Raw genomic sequence first — 23903 nt, 5'->3', positions numbered from 1 at the left:
TCACGTTGTCGGTGCGAGGCGGGATAATCGATGCGTGCCGGTATATCGAGACGAAGTGGTGGTGTTGCGGACCCACAAGCTCGGCGAGGCCGATCGCATCGTCACCATGCTCTCACGCAGCAGGGGCAAGATCCGGGCGGTCGCGAAGGGTGTCCGTCGCACGGGCTCGAAGTTCGGGTCCCGGCTCGAGCCGTTCATGGTCGCCGACGTCCAGTTCTACGAGGGCCGCAGCCTCGACACCATCACCCAGGCCGAGTCGCTCGGCTCGTACGGCGCCGAGATCAGCGCCGACTACGGGAGCTACACGGCCGCGAGCGCGATGGTCGAGGCGGCCGATCGGCTGACGGAGTCCGAGGGCTCCCTCCAGCAGTACCTGCTGCTCGTCGGCGCCCTGCGGTCGCTCTCGAAGCATGAGCACGGTCCGCGGCTCACCCTCGACTCCTACCTGCTCCGGGCGTTCTCGCTCGCCGGTTGGGCACCGAGCTTCGGCGCCTGCTCGAGGTGCGGCACGGAGGGTGAGTACTCGCACGTGGTCGTGCAGCTCGGCGGGGTCGTGTGCGACGACTGCGCGCCCTCGGGGAGCCCTCGGCTCGACGCCGACACCCTCTCGCTCCTCGGAGCACTGCTCTCCGGCGACTGGGAGTACGCGGAGGCCGCCGCCGAGCAGACGGCCTCACGGGCGAGCGGATTCACCGCCGCCTATGCGCAATGGCATCTGGAGCGCGGCCTGCGGTCGCTCGCGCACCTCGAACAGGATCGGAGCCGCGGGTGACCCCGAAGCCCTACACCCACCGCGACGCGGTGCCGTTCAAACCGATCGACTGGACAGGTGAGGTCCCGCCCGAGTTCGCGAAGGGTGAGGTGCCGTCGCACGTCGCGATCGTCATGGACGGCAACGGCCGGTGGGCGAACCGGCGCGGACTCACGCGTGTCGAAGGGCACAAGGCGGGCGAGGCCGCACTCCTCGACGTCGTGGCCGGTGCCCTGCAACTCGGGATCAAGCACCTGTCGGTGTACGCGTTCTCGACGGAGAACTGGAAGCGCTCACCCGATGAGGTCCGCTTCCTCATGGGGTTCAACCGCGAGGTGCTCCATCGACGCCGCGACCAACTGAACGAGTGGGGCGTGCGCGTGCGCTGGTCGGGGCGTCGGCCGCGGTTGTGGACCTCGGTCATCAAGGAGCTCCAGACGGCGGAGGAGCTGACGCGCGACAACGACCGCCTGACGCTCACCATGTGCGTCAACTACGGCGGTCGCAACGAGATCGTCGACGCGGTGCGCAGCATCGCCGACGACGTCGCCGCCGGCCGCATCAAGCCGTCGGCCGTCTCGGAGCGTCTCGTCCAGAGCCGGCTCTACCTGCCCGACCTCCCGGACGTCGACCTCTTCGTCCGGAGCTCCGGAGAGCAGCGCACCAGCAACTTCCAGCTGTGGCAGTCGGCCTACGCGGAGATGGTCTTTCTCGACACCCTCTGGCCCGACTTCGGGCGGCGTCAGCTCTGGGAGGCCGTCGAACGGTACGCCGGACGCGACCGTCGTTTCGGCGGGGCGCGCGACGTGCCAGACGCCCCGGCGCCCTCGGGGGAATGACCGACGGGTGTCGGTGGTTGGCCCTGACATGAGTGAACCCATCAAGATCGACATCTGGTCCGACATCGCCTGCCCGTGGTGCTACATCGGCAAGCGCAAGTTCGAGCGGGGTGCGGCGGAGTTCGCGCAGCTCGGCGACGGACGCGAGGTCGAGGTCGAGTACCACTCCTTCGAGCTGGCACCCGACACCCCGGTCGACTTCGACGGCACCGAGATCGACTTCCTCGTGAAGCACAAGGGCATGCCGGCCGACCAGGTGCAGCAGATGCTCGATCGGGTGACGGGGATCGCCTCGGACGCCGGTCTCGAGTACGACTTCGGCATCCTCCAGCACACGAACACGGTGAAGGCGCACGAACTGCTGCACTTCGCCAAGGTGGAGGGGAAGCAGCTCGAGATGACCGAGCGCCTCCTGCGGGCCTACTTCACCGAGGGCCGCCATGTCGGGCGCATCGAGGACCTCGCCGACCTCGCCGTCGAGGTGGGGCTCGACCGGTCCGCCGTGGTCTCGGCGCTGGAATCCGGCCAGTACACGCAAGCGGTCCGCGAGGACCAGGCGACGGCACAGGGGTACGGCATCCAGGGCGTCCCGTTCTTCGTCATCGACGGCGCCTACGGGGTGTCCGGCGCGCAGGAGGCGGCCGCGTTCACGCAGGTCCTCGAGCAGGTCTGGACGGAACGCGCGAGCACCGAGCCGGTGCAGGCGTGAGCACGGAGACGACGTCGCCTGAGCGCAGCGTCGATGATCAGCAGCCGGCGACGGTCCGGCCGGCGCTCCGACTCCTCGGGGGCGACGCCGTCGTCTGCGAGGGCGACAGTTGCCTCGTGCTCCCGCCGGAGCCGGCTCAGGACTGAGGGTCCTCCGGCTCGGTGAGGTCCGCGGTGACGGCGCCGATGGCGGTGAGGTACTCCGCCGCGTCGACGAAGGCGCTCCACCCGTGCTCGCCGGCGCCGATCGAGATGCGCCCACCGCGCTCGAGGATGCGCTCGTCCGCGTAGACGGGGAGTGGAGCGCTCGCACCGAGGACGGTGATGGTGCCGCGCTCGTAGCCGGTCGCCTGGAACGCGGTCGCCGCGTCCGGCATCGCGAGCTTATTCACCCCGAGCAGCGTGCGGAACGGCGGCCAGGCGATCTTGCGGCCGCCCGGCACGAGGGCGAAGAGGTAGTCGCCGCTGCGACGCTTCACGACGATCGTCTTGACGATGTCCGCGGGCTCGATGCCGAGCAGCTCCGCCGCCTCGTGGAGACTGCGCGCGGGCGGTCGCTCGACCAGCTCCACGTCGAGACCGAGTGCGGCGGCCGCTGCTCGGACGCGCTCGCGGCCGGACGGCTGGAGGTCGGCGGGCGGGACGGCGTCTGACATGTGGTCCTCACTGGGCGCGGGAGCGCCGATCATCTGGGAGAATCGAGGGTGATGTCTCTTCCTACCACGCTCTCGCAGCGCCCGAGCCTCGCGATCGGGCCCATCGTGCTCGACTCGCCGGTCGTGCTCGCCCCCATGGCCGGGATCACCAACACGGCGTTCCGTCGACTGTGCCGCGAATACGGTGCCGGACTGTACGTCAGCGAGATGATCACCTCCCGCGCGCTCGTCGAACGCACGCCGGAGACCATGCGGCTCATCCAGCACCACGAGAGCGAGACGCTCCGCTCCATCCAGCTCTACGGCGTCGACCCGAAGACGGTCGCCGAGGCCGTCACCATGCTCGTCGCCGAGGATCGCGCCGACCACATCGACCTCAACTTCGGCTGCCCGGTGCCCAAGGTCACCCGCAAGGGCGGGGGAGCGGCGCTGCCCTGGAAGACCGGGCTCTTCCGCGACATCGTCGAGGGCGCGGTCCGTGCCGCCGGCGACGTCCCGCTCACGATCAAGATGCGCAAGGGCATCGACTCCGACCACCTCACCTACCTCGAGGCCGGCCGGATCGCCGAGGGCGCCGGCGTGGCGTCGATCGCGCTGCACGCCAGGACCGCTGCCGAGTTCTACTCCGGTCACGCGGACTGGTCGGCGATCACGAAGCTCAAGGAGACGGTCACCTCGGTGCCGGTCCTCGGGAACGGCGACATCTGGTCGGGCGAGGACGCCCTCCGGATGGTCGACGAGACGGGCTGCGACGGCGTCGTCGTGGGCCGCGGTTGCCTCGGTCGCCCTTGGCTCTTCGGCGACCTCAGCTCGGCGTTCGCCGGCGAGGGCGGCAAGGCGGAGCCGTCCCTGGGCGACGTCGCGGCCGCGTTCCGGCGTCACGCCGAGCTCCTGGCCGAGTTCTTCGAGAGCGAGGAGCGCGGCTGCCGCGACATCCGGAAGCACGTCGCCTGGTACTTCAAGGGGTACCCCGTCGGCGGTGACCTCCGCGCGAGCCTTGCGACCGTGGAGTCGCTCGACCAGCTCGACGAGCTGCTCGCGACCCTCGACTGGACGGCCCCCTACCCGGGTGCCGCAGCGGAAGGGCAGCGCGGGCGCGCCGGTACGCCGAAACGACCGGCACTGCCGTACGGCTGGCTCGACTCGCAGTCGCTGGGTGCCGACGAGCAGACCGAGATCGCGGGAGCGGAACTGGACCACAGTGGCGGATAGCATCATCGAGCAGGGGAGCGTCTCCATGGACCGGGACGGCTACACCCTGCACGACGAAGAACGCTGGATGCCCGAGCACCACTCGACGCGACGCTCCGACTTCGCGCGCGATCGTGCACGGCTGTTGCACTCCAGCGCCCTGCGGCGACTCGCCGCCAAGACCCAGGTGCTCAGCCCGACGAGCGGTGTCGACTTCGCCCGGAACCGACTGACGCACTCCCTCGAGGTGGCGCAGGTCGGTCGCGAGCTGGCTGCCAGCCTGGACCTCGCTCCGGACGTCGTCGACACGGCGTGCCTCGCGCACGACCTCGGTCATCCGCCGTTCGGTCACAACGGCGAACGAGCGCTCAACGACTGGTCCGCCGCGATCGGCGGGTTCGAGGGCAACGCCCAGACCCTGCGGATCCTCACGCGCCTCGAATCCAAGGTCTTCGGCCCCGACGGCGAGCCGTACGGTCTGAACCTCACCCGCGCGAGCCTCGACGCCAGCTGCAAGTACCCGTGGCCGGCGGCGCAGTCGGTGCCGGATCCCGGTGGCCGGGCCAAGTTCGGGTTCTTCGACGAGGACTCTGCGGCCTTCCGCTGGTTGCGAGCCGGCGCTCCCGAGCGCGTCCGCTGCGTCGAGGCGCAGGTCATGGACCTCGCGGACGACATCGCCTACTCCGTGCACGACTTCGAGGACGCCGTCGTCGGGGAGTACATCGACCCGGCGTTCCTGAATGCGCGCGCAGGACACGACCGCCTCATCGACACCGCGCTGTCCTGGGCCGGCGACGACTTCACCCACGACGACCTCGCCGCCGCCTTCGACCGGCTGCAGTCCTCGCACACCTGGATCACCGCCTGGGACGGCTCCCGGCGCGACCTCGGTCGGCTCAAGAACTTCACGAGCCAGATGATCGGTCGGTTCGCCGGTGCGGCGACCGCGGCGACCCGGGAGGCCTTCCCACAGGCCAGCCTCGTGCGTTTCGGGGCTGACGTCGTGGTGCCCCACGGCATCCAGGCCGAGATCGCGCTTCTCAAGGGGATCGTGGCCGCGTTCGTGATGTACAGCGACTCCCGCCAGCCGCTGTACGTCCGGCAGCGGGAGATCCTCATCGAACTGTCGGACGCGGTGTTCGCGCTCGGCGAGTCGGCCCTCGACGTCGGCTTCGCGGCGGACTGGCGGGCAGCCGGGTCCGACGCGGAACGCCGTCGCGTCGTCGTCGACCAGATCGCGAGCCTGACCGATCAGAGCGCCCTCTCCTGGCACGAACGGCACGTCGGCGCCTGACGCTCCTCCACACGGGAGCGGGCCTCCGACTCCGCTGCGCGGAGGCCCTCAGGGATGGACGATGGACGCACGAGACTAGGATCGAAGCATGGCCGGACGGATTCGACAGAGCGATGTTGAAGAGGTCAAGGCACGCACCAACATCGGCGACGTCGTCGGCGACTACGTCTCGCTGAAGTCCGCCGGCGTCGGCTCGCTGAAGGGCTTGTGCCCCTTCCACGACGAACGCAGCCCGAGCTTCCACGTGCGCCCCACGGTCGGGCTGTACCACTGCTTCGGCTGTGGCGAGAGCGGCGACGTCTACAGCTTCCTGCAGAAGATGGACCACGTGACGTTCGCGGAGTCGGTGGAACGTCTCGCGCAGCGCATCGGGTACCCGCTCAGCTACGAGGAGGGTGGCGGCAAGGTCGACCACGGCAACCGGGCTCGCCTCTTCGCCGCCAACCAGGCTGCCGCCGAGTACTTCCAGCAGCAGCTCCATGACGGCGACGCCGACCTCGGGCGGCGGTTCCTCGGCGAACGCGGCTTCGATGCCGCCGCTGCCGACCACTTCGGGATCGGGTTCGCGCCTGCCGGCTGGGACCACCTCATGAAGGCGCTGCGGTCTCGCGGATTCTCCGACGAGGAGATGCTCGCGGCCGGGCTCGTGTCGAGCGGCGACCGCGGGGTCTACGACCGGTTCCGCGGACGCCTCATCTGGCCCATCCGCGACACGACCGGGCAGGTGCTCGGTTTCGGCGCCCGGCGCCTCCGCGACGACGACAAGGGGCCGAAGTACCTCAACACCCCCGAGACGGCGATCTACCACAAGGCACAGGTCCTCTATGGGCTCGACCTCGCCAAACGCGACATCTCGCGCGGCAAGCGCGTCGTCGTCGTCGAGGGGTACACCGACGTCATGGCCTGCCATCTGGCGGGGGAGACCACCGCGGTGGCGACCTGCGGGACCTCGTTCGGGGTCGATCACATCAAGATGATCCGCCGCGTCATGGGCGACGACTCCGCCACCGGCGAGGTCATCTTCACGTTCGACCCTGATGAGGCCGGGCAGAAGGCCGCGACGCGTGCGTTCGGCGAGGAGAAGCGCTTCTCGGCCCAGACGTACGTCGCCGTGTCCTCTGACGGCCTCGACCCCTGCGACCTCCGCCTCAACCGCGGCGACGGCGCCATCCGGAAACTCGTCGACGGCCGCGAGCCGATGTTCGAGTTCATCATCCGGCGGACGCTGGCGGGCTTCGATCTCGAGACGGTCGAGGGCCGCGTCGGCGCACTCCGCGCGGCCGCGCCGGTCGTCGCCGAGATCCGCGACCCCTCGCTCCGTCCCGGGTACACCCGGGTGCTCGCGAAGCAGCTCGGCATGGAACTCGACGAGGTGGCCCGCGCAGTGCGGGCCGCTGGCGGTGCCGCCGCAGGAGGCTCGCAGAACGCCGCACGAGACGCCCGCCAGCAGGGCCCTGGCGCACCCGCTGCCGAGCCGCCGCGCGAGCGGCAGGCCTCGCTCAACGACCTGCCCAAGGATCCGTCGACGCGCCTCGAGCAAGACGCCCTCCGTGCGATCCTGCAGCTGCCCCAGCACCTCGAACGCCCCATGTTGGAGCGCGCGGTCCAGAGCTCGGTCGCCAACAGCTCCCTCGCCGTGGTGCGCGACGCCATGAGTGTGAGCTTGGACCACCTCGGGACGAACGCCTGGCTCGAGACCGTCATCGCGCAGGTCCCACCCGGCTTCGACGGACTCGTCCGCGAACTCGGAGTCTCCCCACTGCCCGAGACGAACGAGGAGAAGCTGCCGAGCTACGTCCGAGACATCGCGCGGGCGCTGATCGACCGCGACCTCCTCGGTCGTAAGGCGGCGTTGCTCGGGTCGTTGCGTCGCACCGACCCCCGCGACGAGTCCCACCGGGAGATCACCCGGCAGCTCGCGGACGTCGAGGCGGAACGGCGTGCGCTCCGCGCCGAGGCCTGACGCGGTCGGCCTCCTCCGAGCGTGGCACGTGGCCCCGCCGGGATCGCCGGATACACTCGATGGCGATCCGGTGGCTCCCCGTGCACCGGAAGGAGAGGTCTCATGAAGCACCCAGAGCAGGACGGACCGGCGGTCCGGGCGAGTGATCTGAGCGTCGACTACGCCGCGCACGGCGTGAGTCCGAGCAATCGAGCGCTGGACGGCATCAGCTTCGAGCTGCCCGTCGGTGGCTCGCTCGGGGTCATCGGCAGCTCGGGCTCGGGGAAGAGCACGCTCCTGCGGGTGTTGTCCGGACGCCACCTGACCGGAGCGGACTCCCGTCCGTTCGTGTCCGGCGGCGACGCGAGCACGCTCGGTCGCTCCATGCGCAAGGTGGGTCGCAAAGAACTCACGAAACTCACGTTCGAGGTGTCGCTGCTCGAGCAGGAGGCCGGTGCGCACCTGAAGCCCGAACTCACCGTTACGGAGCTCATCTCCGAACCCGTCCTCGCTCGCGACAAGAAGTTCAGCGAGCAGGCGCTCGGCGTCCGGGTCGCCACACTGCTGGACGCCGTGCAGATGCCCCTCTCCAGCCTCGACAAGTACCCCTATGAACTGAGCGGCGGTCAGCGACAGCGCATCGCCATCGCGCGCGCCCTCGTCCTCGGCCCGAAGGTGTTCATCGCCGACGAACCGACGGCCGGCATCGACATCACGGTCCGGCACACGGTGACCGAGTTGCTCGACGGGTTCCGACGCGACGGCGGCACGGTCATCGTCGTGACACACGACCTCGCGATGCTCCGCGAGGTGACCGACGACGTCCTGGCGCTCCACCAGTCACGGGTCGTGGGCTACGGCCCGATCGACGCGATGCTCGCCGATCCGCCGCACGAGTTCCTCGCGGCGCTCGCTCAGTCGGGCGGCACCGAGACCCAGTACGAGACGCCCGAGGCCGTCGGCATCGATTGATCGCGTGTCGATTTGGAGTCTGCGAATCCTTTGCTACAGTAGATACGCGCTGCAACGCAGAGGCAGGATTCGTCCGGCCGGTCGAAGCACGTATTCCTCGATAGCTCAATTGGCAGAGCAATCGACTGTTAATCGATAGGTTGTTGGTTCGAGTCCAACTCGAGGAGCTGCACAGAATCCCTCGGTCCATACGGACCGGGGGATTCGTCGTTTGAGGCCGGTTTCACGAAACCGGCAGGGACGCCGTAGACTGGACCACGAGGCCCGAAGACTCCACTCTTCGGGCCTCGTTGCATGTCCGGACACCCTGCGCCTGTCGAGGTGATGCCGTGTCGATCATGCCGGCGTCCTGTCCGTCGAGGTGGTTCAGCCCTCGAGGTCGTCGCGACCCGGGAGCCAGGAGATCCCGGGGACGCCCCAGCCCGCCTTGCGGATCGCCTTCGCCGCTCGGCGCGAGTGCGGCAGTTCGAGGCGGTCCACGTAGAGCACGCCGTTGAGGTGGTCGAACTCGTGCTGCAGGATGCGTGCGCGCCAGCCGACGACCCGCAGCTCGACTGGGGCGCCCTCGAGGTCGGTCCCGATGAGCATGGCCGCTTCCGCTCGACGGAGCGGGTGCCGCTCGCCTGGGACGGAGAGGCAGCCCTCCGATTCGGCCTCCTCGTCGAGCTCGCCCACCGGCGGGGGACTGATCCACAGCACCGGGTTGATCGCGACGCCGCGCCATGGCTGGCCGTCGTCGTCCTCGTAGCTGTAGACGAAGAGGCGGAGCGGCACGCCGACCTGCGGAGCCGCGAGCCCGACGCCGGGAGCCAGATCCATGGTCTCGTACATGTCGGCGACAAGTCGTCGGAGGTCGTCGTCCACGGTGGCGACCGGCCGGGCGACGGAGTGGAGCACCGGGTCACCGGTCACGTGGATCTCGAGAATTGCCATTGCTCGAGCCTATCCGCTGGGCTCGGCCTGGCGCGCAGGGATCGGCGGGGCGGCGGGGTAGCCTCGACGGGTGATCCCCTCCGCCATCGACATCGCCGACCTCGCGGACGACTTCACCCGCAACCCCTCGCAGCTGCTCGGCATCCCGTTCGCACTCCTCGGCGCCGTCTTCCTCTCGCTCGGCGCGCAGCTGCAGCACCGGGGTGTGGCGAAGGTCGAGTCGTCGAGCGGCACCGACGCGACCTCGGGGCTCAACGTCGCCCAGCTGCTGGCCTTGCTCAGTCGGCCCTCCTGGGTGACCGGAACCGTCATGCTCGGGCTCGCGATCGTGCTCCAGCTCGGCAGCCTGTCCCTCGCACCGATCACCCTCGTCCAGCCGTTGGGCGCGGTCGCGCTCGTCATCACGGCGGTGGTGAACAGCAGGATCAGCGGCGTCCGGTTGAACCGTCGATCGGTCGTCGCGATCGTCGCCTGCGTCGGCGGCGTCGGCCTGTTCGTGACGATCGCCGCGGTCTTCACGGGCGAGCACCGGATCACCGAGGCCGAACTCGTCACGATCCTGGTGATGCTCGGTGTCGTGCTCGTCGTGTTCGGGCTCGGCTTCATGGTGTTCCGGTCACGCTTCACGGCCATCTTCTACATCGTCGGGACCGGGGTGCTCTACGGCTTCGTCGCGACGCTCGCCAAGGTCATCATCGGACGGCTGCAGCAGGGCGAGTTCGACTGGCTCACGGTCCTCTGCGGGCTCGGCCTCGCCGCCGCGAGTGCGCTCGGCGGCTACTTCGTGCAGACCGCCTACTCCTCGGGGCCTCCCGACCTGGTCATCGCGGGCCTCACCGTCATCGATCCGATGATCGCGGTCGGCATCGGCATCATCGTGCTGGGGGAGGCGAGCAACGCCCCGTTCTGGGCGGGCTTCGGCTTCGTCGTGGCCGGCGCGATCGCCGTCTGGGGTGTCTTCCAGCTCGCCCGCCATCACCCGCAGGTGAGCCAGACGCCGGCGGCCGCGGCAGCCGCGAAGGCCCTCGCGACCGGCGACGCGCCCGCCTGAGCCCTGGAGCCCGAACGGGCTGCAGGTATGCTTGAGCATGGCGTTCCGCGCCGCATCAGGGTCGTGAGCGACCGCCCGCACCCCCTCACATCACTGGCCAAGCACAGAGGAATCACCGATACCTTGACTTCTCCCGACGACCAGCACCTCGCGAAGGCGTCCAGCACGACGCCGAGCGCCGACACCCACAAGCCGCTGCGGGTGGTGATCGGTGCCGACACCTTCTCGCCCGACGTGAACGGCGCCGCACGCTTCGCCGAACGCCTCGCGGCCGGACTCGTCCGCCGAGGCCACGACGTCCACATCGTGGCGCCCGCCGGCTCGCGCAAGTTCGGCACGTGGAAGGAGACCCACGAGGGTCAGACGATGACGGCGCACCGCCTCTTCAGCCTCCGGTGGTACCCGCACGACTGGCTGCGCTTCGCGATGCCGTGGTCGATGCGACGGAACGCCCGGAAGATCCTCGACCGCGTGAAGCCCGACGTCGTGCATCTGCAGTCGCACATCGTGGTGGGCCGTGGTCTCTCGATCGAGGCCGAGCGACGCGGCATCCGCATGGTGGCGACGAACCACATCATGCCCGACAACATCCTCGACTTCACCGTCATCCCCAAGCGCACCCAGGAGTGGCTCGTCCGGACGCAGTGGGCTGCCGCCCGTCGCGTCTTCGATCGTGCCTTCGCCGTGACGACCCCGACGCGCAAGGCCGCCGACTTCCTGGAGCAGTTCACGGGCCTGACCGGTGTGCACGCGATCTCCTGCGGGATCGAGGCCGGACAGTACACGCCGTCGTTCGAACCGCGGAGGCGCAACACCATCCTCTTCGTGGGTCGCATCACGAGCGAGAAGCAGATCGACGTGCTCCTGCGCGCGCTCACGAAACTCCCGAAGGAACTCGACGCCCACGTCGACGTCATCGGTGGCGGCGACCAGGCGAAGAACCTCGAGCAGCTGACCCAGCAGCTCGACATCGGCGACCGCGTCCGATTCCTCGGCAAGGTGTCCGACGATGAGGTGAAGCAGGCCTACACGAACGCCACCGTCTTCGCGATGCCGTCCATCGCGGAGCTGCAGAGCATCGCGACGATGGAGGCCATGGCCTCCGGTCTCCCGGTGGTCGCGGCCGACGCCATGGCGCTGCCCCACCTCGTGCACGATCAGGTCAACGGATACCTGTTCGAGCCGGGCAACGTCGACGCCCTGGCCGAGCGGCTCGCGACGGTACTCAGCGCCTCGCCCGAGGAGTACCGCCGGATGCAGGACGCCTCGTTGGAGCTCGTCTCCGCACACGACATCGAGCGCACGCTCGACACCTTCGAAGCGCTCTACCGCGGCGAGCAGGTCGTCGACCCGACGACCGAGCGTCACACGGCGACCGCAGACCGCCAGGAATCCCGCGACTGACTCCCGCCCGGCGGGCCACTCGGTACACTGGGTTCCGCACGGGGCGGTAGCCAAGCTGGTGAAGGCATTCGGCTCATAACCGAACGATGCGTGGGTTCAAGTCCCACCCGCCCTACCGAGATCCGGCCCATGAGCCTTGGTTCCGGTCCCTGAGCTTGTCGAAGGGCGCCCTTCGATAGGCTCAGGGACCGGGACGGGGCGGCTCAGGGACCGGGATGGGGTGGGGCTCAGGGGTGCAGGGTTGCTCAGGGACCGGTCAGTCCGCGAGGACGAGGGCGGCAGCACCGATGAGCGGGCCGTCGGCGTCGAGGCCGGCCGGGACCACGCGCAGCTCACGGGCGTAGGCGTGCAGTGCAGCCGCGGTCGCAGCCTTCTGGACGAGGTCGAGGTAGTCGGGGGAGACCCGCGAGAAGCCGCCTCCGATCGCGACGCGTTCCAGGTCGAGCAGGGTCGTGATGCTGCAGAGGGCTTCGCCGACGGCCTCGGCGGAACGTCGGACGGCGCGGATCGCGATCTCCGTTCCGGCTGCGTAGTCGGCCCCGAGCTGTTCGCCCGTCGTGCCGGTCCATCCTTGCGTGCGGGCCCAGGCGACCGTCGCGGTTCCCGACGCGATGCCCTCCAATGTCCAGGGTGTGCCGACGGCATCCGGTTCGCGTCGGCGGAGCTGCATCTGTCCGAGGTGGCCGGCGTTGCCCGAGGTGCCCGGGACGAGTCGGGATCCGAGAATGATCCCGCCACCGATCCCGGTCGAGACGACGATGCCCATGCTGTTCTCGGTTCCGCGGAGCGCGCCCTGCCAGTGTTCGGCCAGGGCGATGCAGGTGCCGTCGAGACGGAGTTCCACCGGACCGGACGTGAAGCGCCGGAGCTCCGCCACGACGGGGAAGTCGGCGAGTCGGGGGAGGTTGATCGGCGAGACGGTGCCGTCGGCCCTGCCGATGGGGCCCGCCGAACCGATTCCGACACCGGACACCGGCCCGCCATGGGCCGCGACGCTCCGTTCGGCGGTCTGGAGGATCGACGCCACGAGCTCCTCGCGGGTGGCCGCGGCGCCCGTCGGACCGCGGAACCGGGTGCCGGGCAGGATCCGTCCCTCAGCGTCGACGACGGCCGCTTCGACCTTCGTGCCGCCGATGTCGATCGCGAGGGCCTCGTGCATCACCGCTCCATCCTGGAGGGCCGTCAGTCCGGGACGGCTCCCGATCCAGCGTACTGGGAACGACACGGTTGTCATTCCTCCAGGTCATGGGGCATAATGCTCCTATCGGCGCGAGTCGAACAACTGCATACACGGAGGTCCGGTCAGCCGGACACCGACACGGATCACACTGCATGGGTCGTTGGGGAAGACGCACCCGGACGCAGTGGAGGAATCATGTCGACACCGATGACGAAGGGTGTGCTGTTCGTGCACTCGTCGCCTCGCGCGCTCTGCCCGCACCTCGAATGGGCGGCAGGTCGCGCTCTTGGTCGTGCCATCAGTTTCGACTGGGAAGATCAGCCGATCCTCCGCGGTGCGCAGCGCGCCGAGGTCTTCTGGGAAGGCCCGCACGGCACCGGAGCCGCACTCGCCTCAGCCCTGCGCGGCTGGGAGCACCTCCGCTACGAGGTGAGTGAAGACCCGGCCCAGGGCGTCGACGGTGCCCGATGGATGCACACGCCCGACCTCGGGATCTTCTACGCACAGACCGACAGCATCGGCAACGTCGTCGTCCCGGAGGATCGCATCCGCTACGCCATGGAGGTCGGCGCCGGGAACGCCGCCGAACTCCAGCGCGAACTCCGCGTCGCGCTCGGACAGCCGTGGGACGACGAACTCGAGCCGTTCCGTCACGCCGGCGACGGGTCCTCCGTCATCTGGCTGCACAACGTGGGCTGATCCGGCCCCGCCGGCGCGGCGGCACCGCGCACGCGAGACAACTTCACAGACGACAGGGTGCCCACGTGGCGTGGACCGTGCGAGGTCGGTGACACTCCCGGCAGACACGAGGTGACGAAACGGCGGCACCCTGGTCAGTAGACGACGACGGGTCGTGGTGCATGCACCACGACCCGTCGTCGTCTCCGTCGCGAGGGGCTCAGTAGCTCCGGAACGCGACGACCGCGTTGTGGCCGCCGAACCCGAACGAGTTGCTGATGGCGAGCAGGTCGCCGGACCCGAGCTCGCGCGGCGTCGTGACGACGTCGAGCGGGATCTCCGGGTCCTGGTTGTCGAGGTTGATGGTCGGCGGGATGATCCGGTGGTGCAGGGCGAGCGCCGTGTAGGCCGCTTCGATGGCACCCGCGCCGCCGAGGAGGTGGCCGGTCGACGCCTTCGTGGCCGTCACGGCGATGTCGTCGAGGTGGGCGCCGAAGACCCGACGCAGCGCGTTGTACTCCGCGATGTCGCCGACGGGCGTGCTCGTGGCGTGTGCGTTGACGTGCACGACGTCGTCGAGCGACGCGCCACCGTTCTCGACGGCTGCACGCATGGCGCGGGCAGCTGCCGAACCCTCGGGATCGGGAGCCGTGATGTGGTACGCGTCGCTCGTCACCGCACCACCGAGGAGCTCGGCGTAGATGCGGGCGCCACGGGCCTTGGCGTGCTCCTCGGTCTCGACGATGAGCGCTGCCGCGCCCTCACCGAGGACGAATCCGTCGCGGTCGACGTCGTAGGGACGCGAGGCGATGGCGGGGTCGTCGTTGCGCTTGGACAACGCCTGCATCGCTGCGAAGGACGCGAGCGGGAGCGGGTGGATGGCGGCTTCGGAGCCACCGGCCACGACGATGTCGGCGAGGCCGGCCTGGAGGTGGTCGTAGGCGTTGGCGAGCGACTCGGTGCTTGACGCACAAGCGGAGACGACGGTGCGCTCTCCGCCTCGGGCACCGAGGTCCATGCCGATCGCCGCTGCCGGGCCGTTCGGCATGAGCATCGGGACGGTCATGGGGAGGACGCGGCGGGGGCCCTTCTCGCGCAGGGTGTCCCAGGCGTCGAGGAGCGTCCACACGCCGCCGATGCCGGTGGCCCAGTCGACGAGGAGTCGCTCCGGGTCGACCTCGGGGGCGCCGGCGTCCTGCCAGGCCTCGCGCGCGGCGATCAGGGCGAACTGGCTCGACGGGTCCAGGCGCTTGACCTCACGACGGTCGAGGATGTCCGCGGTGGGGACGGCGGCCTGCGCGGCGAAGCGTACGGGCAGCTCGAGTTCTTCAGCCCATGGCTGCTCGAGACGGCTCGCACCGCTCTTGCCGGCGAGGAGGTTGTCCCAGGAGTCGGTGGCGTTGCCGCCGAGGGGAGTGGTGGCACCGATGCCGGTGATGACGATGCGTTTGGTGGTCATTCAGTCAAACCTTCTGTGGAGACGACGAGGGGGTCCGAGCCCTGCGGCGGTCGAGCCCGTGTCCGGACGGACGAGCCGCCTCGAACGCTGAAGGGCCGGTCGGCCAACTGCCGGCCGACCCTTCAGCACTGCGCTGGGACTAGCCCTGAGCCTTGACGATGAAGTCGACGGCGTCGCCGACGGTCTTCAGGTTCTTGACTTCTTCGTCCGGGATCTTCACGTCGAACTTCTCCTCCGCGTTGACGACGATGGTCATCATGGAGATCGAGTCGATGTCGAGGTCGTCGGTGAACGACTTGTCCAGCTCGACGGTGTCGGTCGCGATGCCGGTCTCGTCGTTGATCAGCTCGGCCAGGCCGGCGAGGACTTCTTCGGTGGACAGTGCCATTGTTCTACTCCTTGGGTGAGGTTTGACCGTAGTCGAGTGTAGTCGCGTCGGGCGTCCTGCTACGGCAGGACGACGACCTGAGCGCCGAAGACCAGTCCGGCACCGAACCCGATCTGCAGGGCGAGGCCGCCGCTGAGCTCGGGGTGCCCCTGGAGGAGCCGGTGGGTGGCGAGCGGGATGGACGCCGCCGAGGTGTTGCCGGTGGTCTCGATGTCGCGCGCGATGACGACGGTCTCCGGCAGCTTGAGCTGCTTGGCGAACTCGTCGACGATGCGCATGTTCGCCTGGTGGGGGATGAAGGCCGCGAGGTCGGAGGCTTCGACGCCCGCTTCCTCCAGGGCCTGCTTGGCGACCTTGGCCATCTCCCAGACCGCCCACCGGAAGACCGTCTGGCCCTCCTGGCGCAGGGTCGGCCAGGCGGCGGTGCCGTCGCGGAACTCGGTGAGCGTGCCGCTCATGCCGACGGCGTCGGCCTTCGAGCCGTCGGATCCCCACACGGTGGGGGAGATGCCGGGGAAGTCGCTCGGACCGACGACGGCCGCGCCTGCACCGTCGCCGAGGAGGAACGAGATCGACCGGTCGGTCGGGTCGACGATGTCGGACAGCTTCTCGGCGCCGATGACGAGCGCGTAGTGGGCCGCGCCCGATCGGATGAGGGCATCGGCCTGGGCGATCGCGTAGGCGTATCCGGCACATGCGGCGTTGAGGTCGTAGGCGGCAGCGGGGTTCGCTCCGACGCGGTCGGCCACGACGGCCGCCATCGACGGGGACTGCTGGACGTTGCTGATCGTCGCGATGAGGACGAGGTCGACCTGTTCGGGCGAGATGCCCGCGGCCGCGATGGCCTCGGCGCCGGCTTCGGCTGCGAGGTCGACGGCGCTGACGTCGGCCGACGCCCGCGTGCGGGTGACGATTCCGGTGCGCTGCTGGATCCACTCGTCGGACGAGTTGATCGGACCGACGAGGTCGTCGTTCGGGACGCTGAGGTCTCCGCGAGCTGCGCCGAGGCCGAGGATGCGGGTGAACTCGGGACCGCGCGACTGCTTGAGGGTGGGGGTGGTCATTGACTGGTTCTCCGTCTGCGCTACTGCTGGGCGATGAGGTCGAGGGCTGCCGGCAGGTCGTCGGGGGTCTTGATGGCGACCGTCGGCACGCCCTTCAGGCCGCGACGTGCGAGTCCGGTGAGCGCCCCGGCGGGGGCGAGCTCGATGAGTCCGGTGATCCCTGCGGCGCTGAACGCGTCCATGCACAGGTCCCAGCGTACCGGGGAGGCGACCTGACCGATGAGGAGGTCGAAGAACGCCGTACCCGAGGTGACCTCGGTGCCGTCGTGGTTCGTCCAGATGCGGAGCGTCGGGTCCTGGGGCTCGACCGTGCGGCTCGCCCCGGCCAGCCAGTCGCGGGCCGACTGCATGTAGCTCGTGTGGAAGGCGCCTGCGACCTGCAGCGGGATCACCCGCGTGCCCTTGAGCGGCTCGTCAGCGAGGCGGGCGAGGGCGTCATGCGCGCCGGCGACGACGATCTGGCCGCCGCCGTTGTAGTTGGCGGGCTCCAGCCCGAAGGAACGGACGTGCGCGACGACGGCCTCCTGGTCGCCACCGAGGACGGCACTCATACCCGTCGGGGTGGTGGCTGCGGCTTCGGCCATTGCCACGGCGCGTTCGCTCACGAAGCTCATCGCGTCGCTGTCCGAGAGGATGCCGGCGCCGTAGGCCGCGGTGATCTCGCCGACGGAGTGTCCGGCGATGCCGCCGAACGGCGCGGCGTCGGCGGGGAGGGCCTTCCGCAGGGCGTCCAAGGCGACGAGGCCGGCCGCGACGATGAGCGGCTGGGCCACCGCGGTGTCGCGGATGGTGTCCGCGTCGGAGACGGTGCCGTGCTTGACGAGGTCGAGTCCGGCTTCGTCGGAGAAGCGCGCGAGCGCGTCCTTCGCGGAGGCGTCCTGCAACCAGGGGTCGAGGAAGCCGGGGGTTTGGGAGCCCTGTCCAGGGCAGGCGATGACGATCACCGCTCTAGTCTGCCAACCGGAGGACGCCCAGCAGTGGAGCAACACCACGAACCTTTGGAAAATGTGTTGTGTGGAGTCCACAAAACCGACCGGTCGGACGGCCCTGCGAGCGTCAGGAGGTCAGCCGACGTCGGGACGGCTCGGGCTCAGCGATGGCACCGAGGATGAGGGCCGCCTGCAGGATGAGCGACTCGCGGGCACCGGTCGCGTCCCAGCCGATGACCTCGGAGACCCGCTTGAGGCGGTACCGGACCGTGTTGGGGTGCACGAAGAGCTCGCGCGCGGTCGCTTCGAGCGAGCGGCCGTTGTCGAGGTAGCACCAGAGCGTCGTCACGAGCTCGCCGGAGTAGTCCTTGAGCGGGCGGTAGACCCGCTCGATGAGCGTGGTCTTCGCCAGGTTGTCGCCGGCGAGGGCGCGTTCCGGAAGGAGGTCGTCCGCGGCGACCGGTCGTGGCGCGTGTCGCCAGGACTTCGCCACGGCGAAGCCGGCCAGTGCGGCCTTCGCGCTGCGCGACGCCTCGATGAGGGATGGCACGGCGTGACCGAGTACCAGGTGTCCCGGCCCGAAGCCGTGCTCGAGCTTGGCGGCGATGTCGAGGAAGGTGAGTTGCGAGCTGGTGCGGGAGTCCGCGGCGGCCTGTTCGGCCTCGTCGACGGGCTCACCGTCTCCGGGCTCGGTGCTGGGCAGCTCGGCGCGACCCAGGACGAGCACGAGCCGGTTGCCCTGGACGCCGATGAGGACGTCGGCGTCGAGGTGTCGGGCGGTCCGGCGGAGCATGTCGACATCGAGCACCCGTGGGGTCGTACCGACCAGGACGCAGGCCTCGCCGTGACCGTGCCACCCGAGGGCGGCGATCCGGCTCGGTAGCTCGTCGTCGGCCTCGCCACTGAGGATCGAGTCGACGACGAGGGCCTCGAGGCGGGCGTCCCAGAGTCCGCGGGCTTCGGCCGCACGTGCGTACACGTCGGCTGACGCGAACGCGATGTCGCGTGAGTAGAGGAGGATCGCCTCGCGGAGGTCGACGCTTCCGGACGCGACGCGTTCCTCGACGACCTCGACGGTGACCTTGATGAGTTGCAGCGTCTGCTGCAGGCTGACGGAACGGAGCAGCTCGCGAGGAGCCGCCCCGAACACGTCGGCGGCGATCCACGGCGTCGACCGGGGATCGTCGAACCACGAGATGAACGAACTGATGCCCGCCTGGGCCACCAGGCCGACCGCTGAGCGGCGGCCTGGTGGCATCTCGGCGTACCAGGGAAGGGTGTCCTCGAGGCGTTTGAGCGTCGCGGTCGCGAGCTCACCCGAGATCCGGCGGAGCCAGTCGAGTGTCTCGGCCTTCGTCTTGGTCTTCGTCACCGTGGTAGCGATGGAATCAGCTCTCGCCACCCGCGTTACCGGTGTTGCCGGCGTTCACGTCGTGGAGGCGGTAGCGGTCGATCGCCTGCTGCGGGAGGCTCGCATCGACCTCACCCCGAGCAGCGAGCTGCTGGAGGGTGCGGACGACGAGCGACGGGCCGTCGATCTTGAAGAAGCGACGGGCAGCGGCGCGCGTGTCGGAGAAGCCGAAGTCGTCGGCCCCCAACGTCGCGAAGTCGCCCGGCACGAACTGACGGATCTGGTCCGGCACGGCGTGCATGTGGTCGGTCACGGCGACGAACGGGCCTGCGGCACCGCTCAGCTTCTCCGTGACGTAAGGCACACGACGCTCCTCCTGCGGGTACAGGAAGTTGTGCTGGTCGGCGGCGAGACCGTCGCGACGGAGCTCGGTCCAGCTCGTGACGCTCCAGACGTCTGCGGAGACGCCCCAGTCGTCGGCGAGCAGCTGCTGCGCCTCGATCGCCCACGGGACCGCGACACCGGAGGCCATGAGCTGAGCCTTCGGGCCCTGCTTGTCGCTCGTGCTGATGCGGTGGATACCACGCACGATGCCGTCGACGTCCACGCCCTCGGGCTCGACGGGCATGACCATCGGCTCGTTGTACACCGTGAGGTAGTACATGACGTTCGGGTCCTCGTGCTCGCCGCCGTACATGCGCTGGATACCGCTGCGCACGATGTGCGCGATCTCGTAGCCGTAGGCCGGGTCGTAGCTGACGACCGCGGGGTTCGACGACGAGAGCAGCAGCGAGTGGCCGTCGGCGTGCTGGAGGCCCTCACCCGTGAGCGTCGTGCGACCGGCCGTGGCGCCGATCATGAAACCACGGGTCATCTGGTCTCCGGCCGCCCAGATGGCGTCGGCGGTGCGCTGGAAGCCGAACATCGAGTAGAAGACGTAGACCGGGATGAGTGGCTCGCCCTGCACCGAGTACGAGGTTCCGATCGCGGAGAAGGCCGCGACGGCGCCCGCCTCGTTGATGCCCACGTGCACGATCTGACCCTGCGGGCTCTCCTTGTAGGCGAGCAGCAGTTCGCGGTCCACCGAGGTGTAGTGCTGACCGTTCGGGTTGTAGATCTTCGCGCTCGGGAAGAACGCGTCCATACCGAAGGTGCGTGCCTCGTCGGGGATGATCGGGACGATCCGGTTACCGAAGTCCTTGGCGCGGAGGAGGTCCTTCAGCAGTCGGACGAACGCCATGGTTGTGGCGATCTCCTGCGTGCCGGAGCCCTTCTTCGCTGCCGCGTACGCGGAGTCGTCGGGCAGGTTCAGCTGCGTGTACTTGCTGCGACGCTCGGGGACGTAGCCGCCGAGCGCGCGGCGACGCTCGTGCAGGTACTGGATCGCCTCGTCGTCCTCGCCCGGGTGGTAGTACGGCGGGAGGTAGGGGTTCTCTTCGAGCTGCGAGTCGGTGATCGGGATGCGCATCGTGTCCCTGAAGGTCTTCAGGTTGTCGAGCGTCATCTTCTTCATCTGGTGGGTCGCGTTGCGGCCCTCGAAGCTCGGGCCGAGGCCGTAGCCCTTGATCGTGTGCGCGAGGATGACCGTCGGCTGGCCCTTGTGCTCGCTGGCCGCCTTGAACGCCGCGTAGACCTTGCGGTAGTCGTGGCCGCCGCGCTTGAGGTTCCAGACCTCGTCGTCGGTGTAGCCCTCGACGAGCTTCAGGGCGCGCTCGTCGCGGCCGAAGAAGTTCTCGCGGACGTAGGCGCCGTCCTCCGTCTTGTACGTCTGGAAGTCGCCGTCGGGCGTGACGTTCATGAGGTTGAGGAGCGCGCCGTCGGTGTCGCGGTTGAGGAGGTCGTCCCACTCGCGGCCCCAGATGACCTTGATGACGTTCCAGCCGGCGCCGCGGAAGAAGCTCTCGAGCTCCTGGATGATCTTGCCGTTGCCGCGGACGGGGCCGTCGAGGCGCTGCAGGTTGCAGTTGATCACGAAGTTGAGGTTGTCGAGGCCCTCGTTCGCGGCGACCTGGAGCTGACCGCGGCTCTCGACCTCGTCCATCTCGCCGTCGCCGAGGAACGCCCAGACCTGCTGGTCGCTGGCGTCCTTGATGCCACGGTTCGTGACGTACTTGGCGAGGTGCGCCTGGTAGATCGCGTTGATCGGGCCGAGACCCATGGAGACCGTCGGGAACTGCCAGAAGTCCGGCATCAGGCGCGGGTGGGGGTATGAGGAGAGCCCGTGCGGCGCGTGCGACTTCTCCTGGCGGAAGCCGTCGAGCTGGTCGGTGCTGAGGCGGCCCTCGAGGAAGGCGCGGGCGTAGGTGCCGGGGGAGGCGTGGCCCTGGATGTAGATCTGGTCTCCACCGCCCGGGGCGTCCTGGCCGCGGAAGAAGTGGTTGAAGCCGACCTCGTAGAGCGCGGCCGACGACGCGTAGGTGGAGATGTGTCCGCCGACACCGATGCCGGGGCGCTGCGCGCGGTGCACGGTCATGGCCGCGTTCCAGCGGATCCAGGCGCGGTAGCGGCGTTCGATGTCCTCGTCGCCCGGGAAGTCGGGCTCGTTCTCCGAGGCGATGGTGTTGATGTAGTCGGTGGTCGGCACCATCGGCACGCCGAGGTGCAGCTCCTTCGAGCGCTTGAGGAGGCTCAGCATGATGTCGCGGCCGCGACCGCGGCCACGTTCGTCGACGAGGGCGTCGAGGGACTCATTCCACTCGGACGTCTCCTCAGGATCGGCGTCTACGTGGTTGGACGAGTATGGATCCTGGTCGTGAACAGTCACCGTCGACCTTTCTCTCGTGGCAGATCGTGCCTGGGTTGTGATGGTGAACTCCATGCGTCCTGATGGGTATGGACGCGGGCGCCACCTTTCACCCTATCCGGTCACCCCAGGGAACGGTGACCGAGCGGCGCACCCCTCCGGGTTTGTGCAGCTGCGGTGCGGGGTTAGGATGTGTGACCGGATCGGACCCGTCCACCGCTCGGGCGATCCGGAGCAGGCGAACCCGCCTGAAAGGACCCTCATGGCACTCGAGAACGACACCCTGGCACCCGACTTCGAACTGGCGAACCAGTTCGGTGAACTCGTCAGGTTGAGTCAGTTCCGCGGCAGTTCGGCTGTCGCCCTCGTCTTCTTCCCGCTGGCGTTCTCCGGCACCTGCACGGGGGAGCTGTGCGAGTTGCGCGACAACCTCAGCCTGTTCACGGACGACCAGGTCACGCTCGTCGGCATCTCCGTCGACTCGAAGCACACACTGCGCGCGTGGGCGGAGCAGGAGCAGTACGGCTTCCAGCTGCTCGCCGACTTCTGGCCGCACGGCCAGGTCGCCAAGGAGTACGGGGTGTTCCTGCAGGAGAAGGGGTTCGCGAACCGTGCGACCTTCCTCATCGACCAGCAGGGCATCATCCGTGAGAGCTTCATCACGGCACCGGGCGAGGCCCGCTCGCTCGCCGCCTACCGCGCCGCGCTCGAAGAGCTGCGTCAGCCGGCCTGAGCCGCGGCTCGCTCTGGTCGATCCGGATCGCCGGGCGTCTCAGCCGGTGATCGTGACCTCGGGTGCGCGCTCGTAGCGGATGAACCGGTAGGGGACACCCGTGCGGGATTCCGACCAGCCGTGCGCCGGATCGATCGTGACCGGCACCCACTCCTCGCCGATGGTCGGCGCGAAGGTGTCGCCGGCGACGTCGAGGTCGAGTTCGGTCACCTCGAGCCGGTCCGCGAGCGCGAGCGCCTCGGTGAAGAGACCCGCGCCGCCGGTGACCCAGGCCTGGCCGTTGCCGGCGAGCTGTGCCGCTTCGAACGCGTCCTCCAGGGAGTGCGCGACGATCGCGCCGTCGGCGGACCACGCGTGATCGCGGGTGACGACGATGTTCGGGCGTCCTGGGAGCGGACGGAACCGCGGGGGGAGTGAATCCCAGGTGCGGCGTCCCATGATCACCGCGTCGGATCCGGTGAGCGCCTTGAAATGCGCCAGGTCTTCGGGGACGTGCCAGGGCATGTCGCCGTCGGCGCCGATGACGCCGTCGTGGGCCTGGGCCCAGATGAGTGCCAGGCTCATACGGCGACGGCCGCGCGGATGGCGGGGTGGTGCTGGTAGTCGACGATCTCGAGGTCGTCGTACTCCACGTCGAAGATGCTGTCGCGCTTCGTGTTGATGCGCAGCTTCGGGTAGGGGAACGGTGCGCGCGTGAGCTGCTCCGTCACCTGCTCGACGTGGTTGTCGTAGATGTGGCAGTCGCCGCCCGTCCACACGAAGTCGCCGACCTCGAGGCCGACCTGCTCGGCGACGAGGTGGGTGAGGAGCGCATAGCTGGCGATGTTGAACGGAACGCCGAGGAAGAGGTCTGCGCTGCGCTGGTAGAGCTGGCAGGAGAGCTTGCCGTCGGCGACGTAGAACTGGAAGAAGGCGTGGCACGGGGCGAGCGCCATGTTGGGGATGTCGGCGACGTTCCAGGCGGAGACGATGATGCGGCGCGAGTTCGGATCGGTGCGCAGCTGGTCGATGACCTGCGAGATCTGGTCGATGTGCGAGCCGTCGGGGGTCGGCCAGGACCGCCACTGCACGCCGTACACGGGACCGAGTTCGCCCTGGTCGTCGGCCCATTCGTCCCAGATGGAGACGCCGTGCTCCTGCAGCCAGCGGACGTTGCCGTCGCCGCGGAGGAACCAGAGGAGTTCGTAGGCGATGGACTTCCAGTGCACCCGCTTGGTGGTGATGAGCGGGAAGCCCTCGGAGAGGTCGAAACGGAGCTGGCGGCCGAACACACTGCGCGTGCCGGTTCCGGTGCGGTCGCCTTTGGTGGCGCCATGCTCGAGCGTGTCGCGCAGGAGGTCTTCGTACGGGGTGGGGATCGTCGTATCCATCCCCTCGATCGTACGGCCAGCGACCGTCACCGCGCCCGACCGATCGTCCGGTGTCGCGACGGATGCGCGCGGACCAGGGTTGTGGAGCGTTCCGGCTCCGACGGGGACTCCGGCTAGACTCGACGAGTCGCATCGGATGGTTCCATCCGATCGCGGGCCTTTAGCTCAGCTGGTAGAGCGCCACGTTTACACCGTGGATGTCGTCGGTTCGATCCCGGCAGGGCCCACCGGACAAGAAGCCCCGAGATCATGCGGATCTCGGGGCTT

The 23903-nt window shown here is 69.0% G+C and carries 23 protein-coding genes and 3 tRNA genes; 15 read left to right on the top strand and 11 right to left on the bottom strand.

Annotation, left to right across the window (positions count from 1 at the left end; translation table 11 throughout):
- Window positions 1–34 precede the first annotated feature (34 nt).
- From recO to IFU30_RS09600, 4 genes are read left to right on the top strand one after another with little or no spacing between them, the layout of a single operon-like run.
- Window positions 35–772, top strand: a complete 738-nt coding sequence (recO, locus tag IFU30_RS09615; RefSeq protein WP_079705761.1) for a DNA repair protein RecO — start codon at window positions 35–37, stop codon at window positions 770–772.
- Window positions 769–1590 (top strand): isoprenyl transferase, encoded by an 822-nt coding sequence (locus IFU30_RS09610; protein ID WP_124769218.1) that lies wholly within the window; start codon window positions 769–771, stop codon window positions 1588–1590. The genes recO and IFU30_RS09610 overlap by 4 nt, the downstream gene beginning before the upstream one ends.
- A gap of 28 nt (window positions 1591–1618) precedes the next feature.
- Window positions 1619–2299 carry a DsbA family oxidoreductase gene (locus IFU30_RS09605; protein ID WP_192005048.1) on the top strand — a complete coding sequence of 227 codons (681 nt, stop codon included), beginning with the start codon at window positions 1619–1621 and terminating at the stop codon, window positions 2297–2299.
- Window positions 2296–2445, top strand: coding sequence for a hypothetical protein (locus IFU30_RS09600; RefSeq protein WP_192005047.1), 150 nt, complete (start codon window positions 2296–2298; stop codon window positions 2443–2445). Before IFU30_RS09605 ends, IFU30_RS09600 begins: the two co-directional genes overlap by 4 nt.
- Here the strand turns inward: IFU30_RS09600 and IFU30_RS09595 are convergent.
- Window positions 2436–2954 (bottom strand): aminoacyl-tRNA deacylase, encoded by a 519-nt coding sequence (locus IFU30_RS09595; RefSeq protein WP_192005046.1) that lies wholly within the window; start codon window positions 2952–2954, stop codon window positions 2436–2438. The two genes, IFU30_RS09600 and IFU30_RS09595, sit on opposite strands and share 10 nt — an antisense overlap.
- Before the next feature lie 51 nt (window positions 2955–3005).
- Between IFU30_RS09595 and dusB the strand changes: the two genes are divergently transcribed.
- The 5 genes from dusB (at window position 3006) to IFU30_RS09570 (ending at window position 8520) form a co-directional block, all read left to right on the top strand.
- Window positions 3006–4166 carry a tRNA dihydrouridine synthase DusB gene (gene dusB, locus IFU30_RS09590; protein WP_079705764.1) on the top strand — a complete coding sequence of 387 codons (1161 nt, stop codon included), beginning with the start codon at window positions 3006–3008 and terminating at the stop codon, window positions 4164–4166.
- A 25-nt stretch (window positions 4167–4191) separates the two neighbouring features.
- Window positions 4192–5439, top strand: a complete 1248-nt coding sequence (locus IFU30_RS09585) for a deoxyguanosinetriphosphate triphosphohydrolase (protein WP_085511054.1) — start codon at window positions 4192–4194, stop codon at window positions 5437–5439.
- Between the two features lie 88 nt (window positions 5440–5527).
- Window positions 5528–7402, top strand: coding sequence for a DNA primase (dnaG, locus tag IFU30_RS09580; protein ID WP_192005045.1), 1875 nt, complete (start codon window positions 5528–5530; stop codon window positions 7400–7402).
- Between the two features lie 102 nt (window positions 7403–7504).
- Window positions 7505–8353, top strand: a complete 849-nt coding sequence (locus IFU30_RS09575) for an ATP-binding cassette domain-containing protein (RefSeq protein ID WP_079705766.1) — start codon at window positions 7505–7507, stop codon at window positions 8351–8353.
- A 94-nt stretch (window positions 8354–8447) separates the two neighbouring features.
- Window positions 8448–8520, top strand: a tRNA-Asn gene (locus IFU30_RS09570).
- Window positions 8521–8719: 199 nt separating this feature from the next.
- Here the strand turns inward: IFU30_RS09570 and def are convergent.
- Window positions 8720–9286, bottom strand: a complete 567-nt coding sequence (gene def, locus IFU30_RS09565) for a peptide deformylase (protein ID WP_192005044.1) — start codon at window positions 9284–9286, stop codon at window positions 8720–8722.
- Window positions 9287–9356: 70 nt separating this feature from the next.
- On the opposite strand from def, the gene IFU30_RS09560 reads away from it, so the two are divergent.
- The 3 genes from IFU30_RS09560 (at window position 9357) to IFU30_RS09550 (ending at window position 11856) form a co-directional block, all read left to right on the top strand.
- On the top strand, window positions 9357–10337 hold the full coding sequence (locus tag IFU30_RS09560; RefSeq protein WP_079705768.1) for a DMT family transporter: 981 nt from the start codon (window positions 9357–9359) through the stop codon (window positions 10335–10337).
- A 123-nt stretch (window positions 10338–10460) separates the two neighbouring features.
- Complete coding sequence (locus IFU30_RS09555; protein ID WP_441005548.1) at window positions 10461–11741, top strand: glycosyltransferase; 1281 nt, start codon at window positions 10461–10463, stop codon at window positions 11739–11741.
- 40 nt (window positions 11742–11781) lie between these two features.
- Window positions 11782–11856 (top strand) — tRNA-Ile (locus IFU30_RS09550).
- A 141-nt stretch (window positions 11857–11997) separates the two neighbouring features.
- Here the strand turns inward: IFU30_RS09550 and IFU30_RS09545 are convergent.
- Window positions 11998–12966, bottom strand: a complete 969-nt coding sequence (locus IFU30_RS09545; protein ID WP_342450843.1) for an ROK family protein — start codon at window positions 12964–12966, stop codon at window positions 11998–12000.
- Between the two features lie 150 nt (window positions 12967–13116).
- Here IFU30_RS09545 and IFU30_RS09540 point away from each other — a divergent pair, with 150 nt between their 5' ends.
- On the top strand, window positions 13117–13620 hold the full coding sequence (locus IFU30_RS09540) for a DUF3145 domain-containing protein (protein ID WP_064293650.1): 504 nt from the start codon (window positions 13117–13119) through the stop codon (window positions 13618–13620).
- A gap of 199 nt (window positions 13621–13819) precedes the next feature.
- Here the strand turns inward: IFU30_RS09540 and IFU30_RS09535 are convergent, their stop codons facing one another.
- From IFU30_RS09535 to aceE, 6 genes are all read right to left on the bottom strand, one after another.
- Window positions 13820–15058: a beta-ketoacyl-[acyl-carrier-protein] synthase family protein gene (locus IFU30_RS09535; RefSeq protein ID WP_192005042.1), complete on the bottom strand. Its 1239-nt coding sequence runs from the start codon at window positions 15056–15058 to the stop codon at window positions 13820–13822.
- A gap of 139 nt (window positions 15059–15197) precedes the next feature.
- Complete coding sequence (locus tag IFU30_RS09530) at window positions 15198–15446, bottom strand: acyl carrier protein (RefSeq protein WP_056006457.1); 249 nt, start codon at window positions 15444–15446, stop codon at window positions 15198–15200.
- A 59-nt stretch (window positions 15447–15505) separates the two neighbouring features.
- Window positions 15506–16510 carry a beta-ketoacyl-ACP synthase III gene (locus tag IFU30_RS09525; protein WP_079705772.1) on the bottom strand — a complete coding sequence of 335 codons (1005 nt, stop codon included), beginning with the start codon at window positions 16508–16510 and terminating at the stop codon, window positions 15506–15508.
- Window positions 16511–16530: 20 nt separating this feature from the next.
- Entirely contained in the window at window positions 16531–17454 is a 924-nt protein-coding gene (locus IFU30_RS09520; protein ID WP_137241786.1) for an ACP S-malonyltransferase, read from the bottom strand.
- 112 nt (window positions 17455–17566) lie between these two features.
- Window positions 17567–18811 carry a helix-turn-helix domain-containing protein gene (locus IFU30_RS09515; protein ID WP_192005041.1) on the bottom strand — a complete coding sequence of 415 codons (1245 nt, stop codon included), beginning with the start codon at window positions 18809–18811 and terminating at the stop codon, window positions 17567–17569.
- Between the two features lie 16 nt (window positions 18812–18827).
- Window positions 18828–21554, bottom strand: a complete 2727-nt coding sequence (aceE, locus tag IFU30_RS09510; RefSeq protein WP_192005040.1) for a pyruvate dehydrogenase (acetyl-transferring), homodimeric type — start codon at window positions 21552–21554, stop codon at window positions 18828–18830.
- Window positions 21555–21795: 241 nt separating this feature from the next.
- Between aceE and IFU30_RS09505 the strand changes: the two genes are divergently transcribed.
- Complete coding sequence (locus IFU30_RS09505) at window positions 21796–22266, top strand: peroxiredoxin (protein ID WP_064293656.1); 471 nt, start codon at window positions 21796–21798, stop codon at window positions 22264–22266.
- 39 nt (window positions 22267–22305) lie between these two features.
- Here the strand turns inward: IFU30_RS09505 and IFU30_RS09500 are convergent, their stop codons facing one another.
- Both IFU30_RS09500 and IFU30_RS09495 read right to left on the bottom strand, forming a co-directional pair.
- Entirely contained in the window at window positions 22306–22830 is a 525-nt protein-coding gene (locus IFU30_RS09500; protein ID WP_137241785.1) for a dihydrofolate reductase, read from the bottom strand.
- Window positions 22827–23636 carry a thymidylate synthase gene (locus tag IFU30_RS09495; RefSeq protein ID WP_124769225.1) on the bottom strand — a complete coding sequence of 270 codons (810 nt, stop codon included), beginning with the start codon at window positions 23634–23636 and terminating at the stop codon, window positions 22827–22829. The genes IFU30_RS09500 and IFU30_RS09495 overlap by 4 nt, the downstream gene beginning before the upstream one ends.
- Before the next feature lie 154 nt (window positions 23637–23790).
- Between IFU30_RS09495 and IFU30_RS09490 the strand changes: the two genes are divergently transcribed.
- Window positions 23791–23863 (top strand) — tRNA-Val (locus IFU30_RS09490).
- The last annotated feature ends 40 nt before the right edge of the window (window positions 23864–23903 follow it).

The organism is Plantibacter sp. CFBP 8798, assembly GCF_014841195.1.
Taxonomy (GTDB): Bacteria; Actinomycetota; Actinomycetes; order Actinomycetales; family Microbacteriaceae; genus Plantibacter; species Plantibacter auratus.
This window is presented reverse-complemented; position numbering and strand designations above follow the sequence as displayed.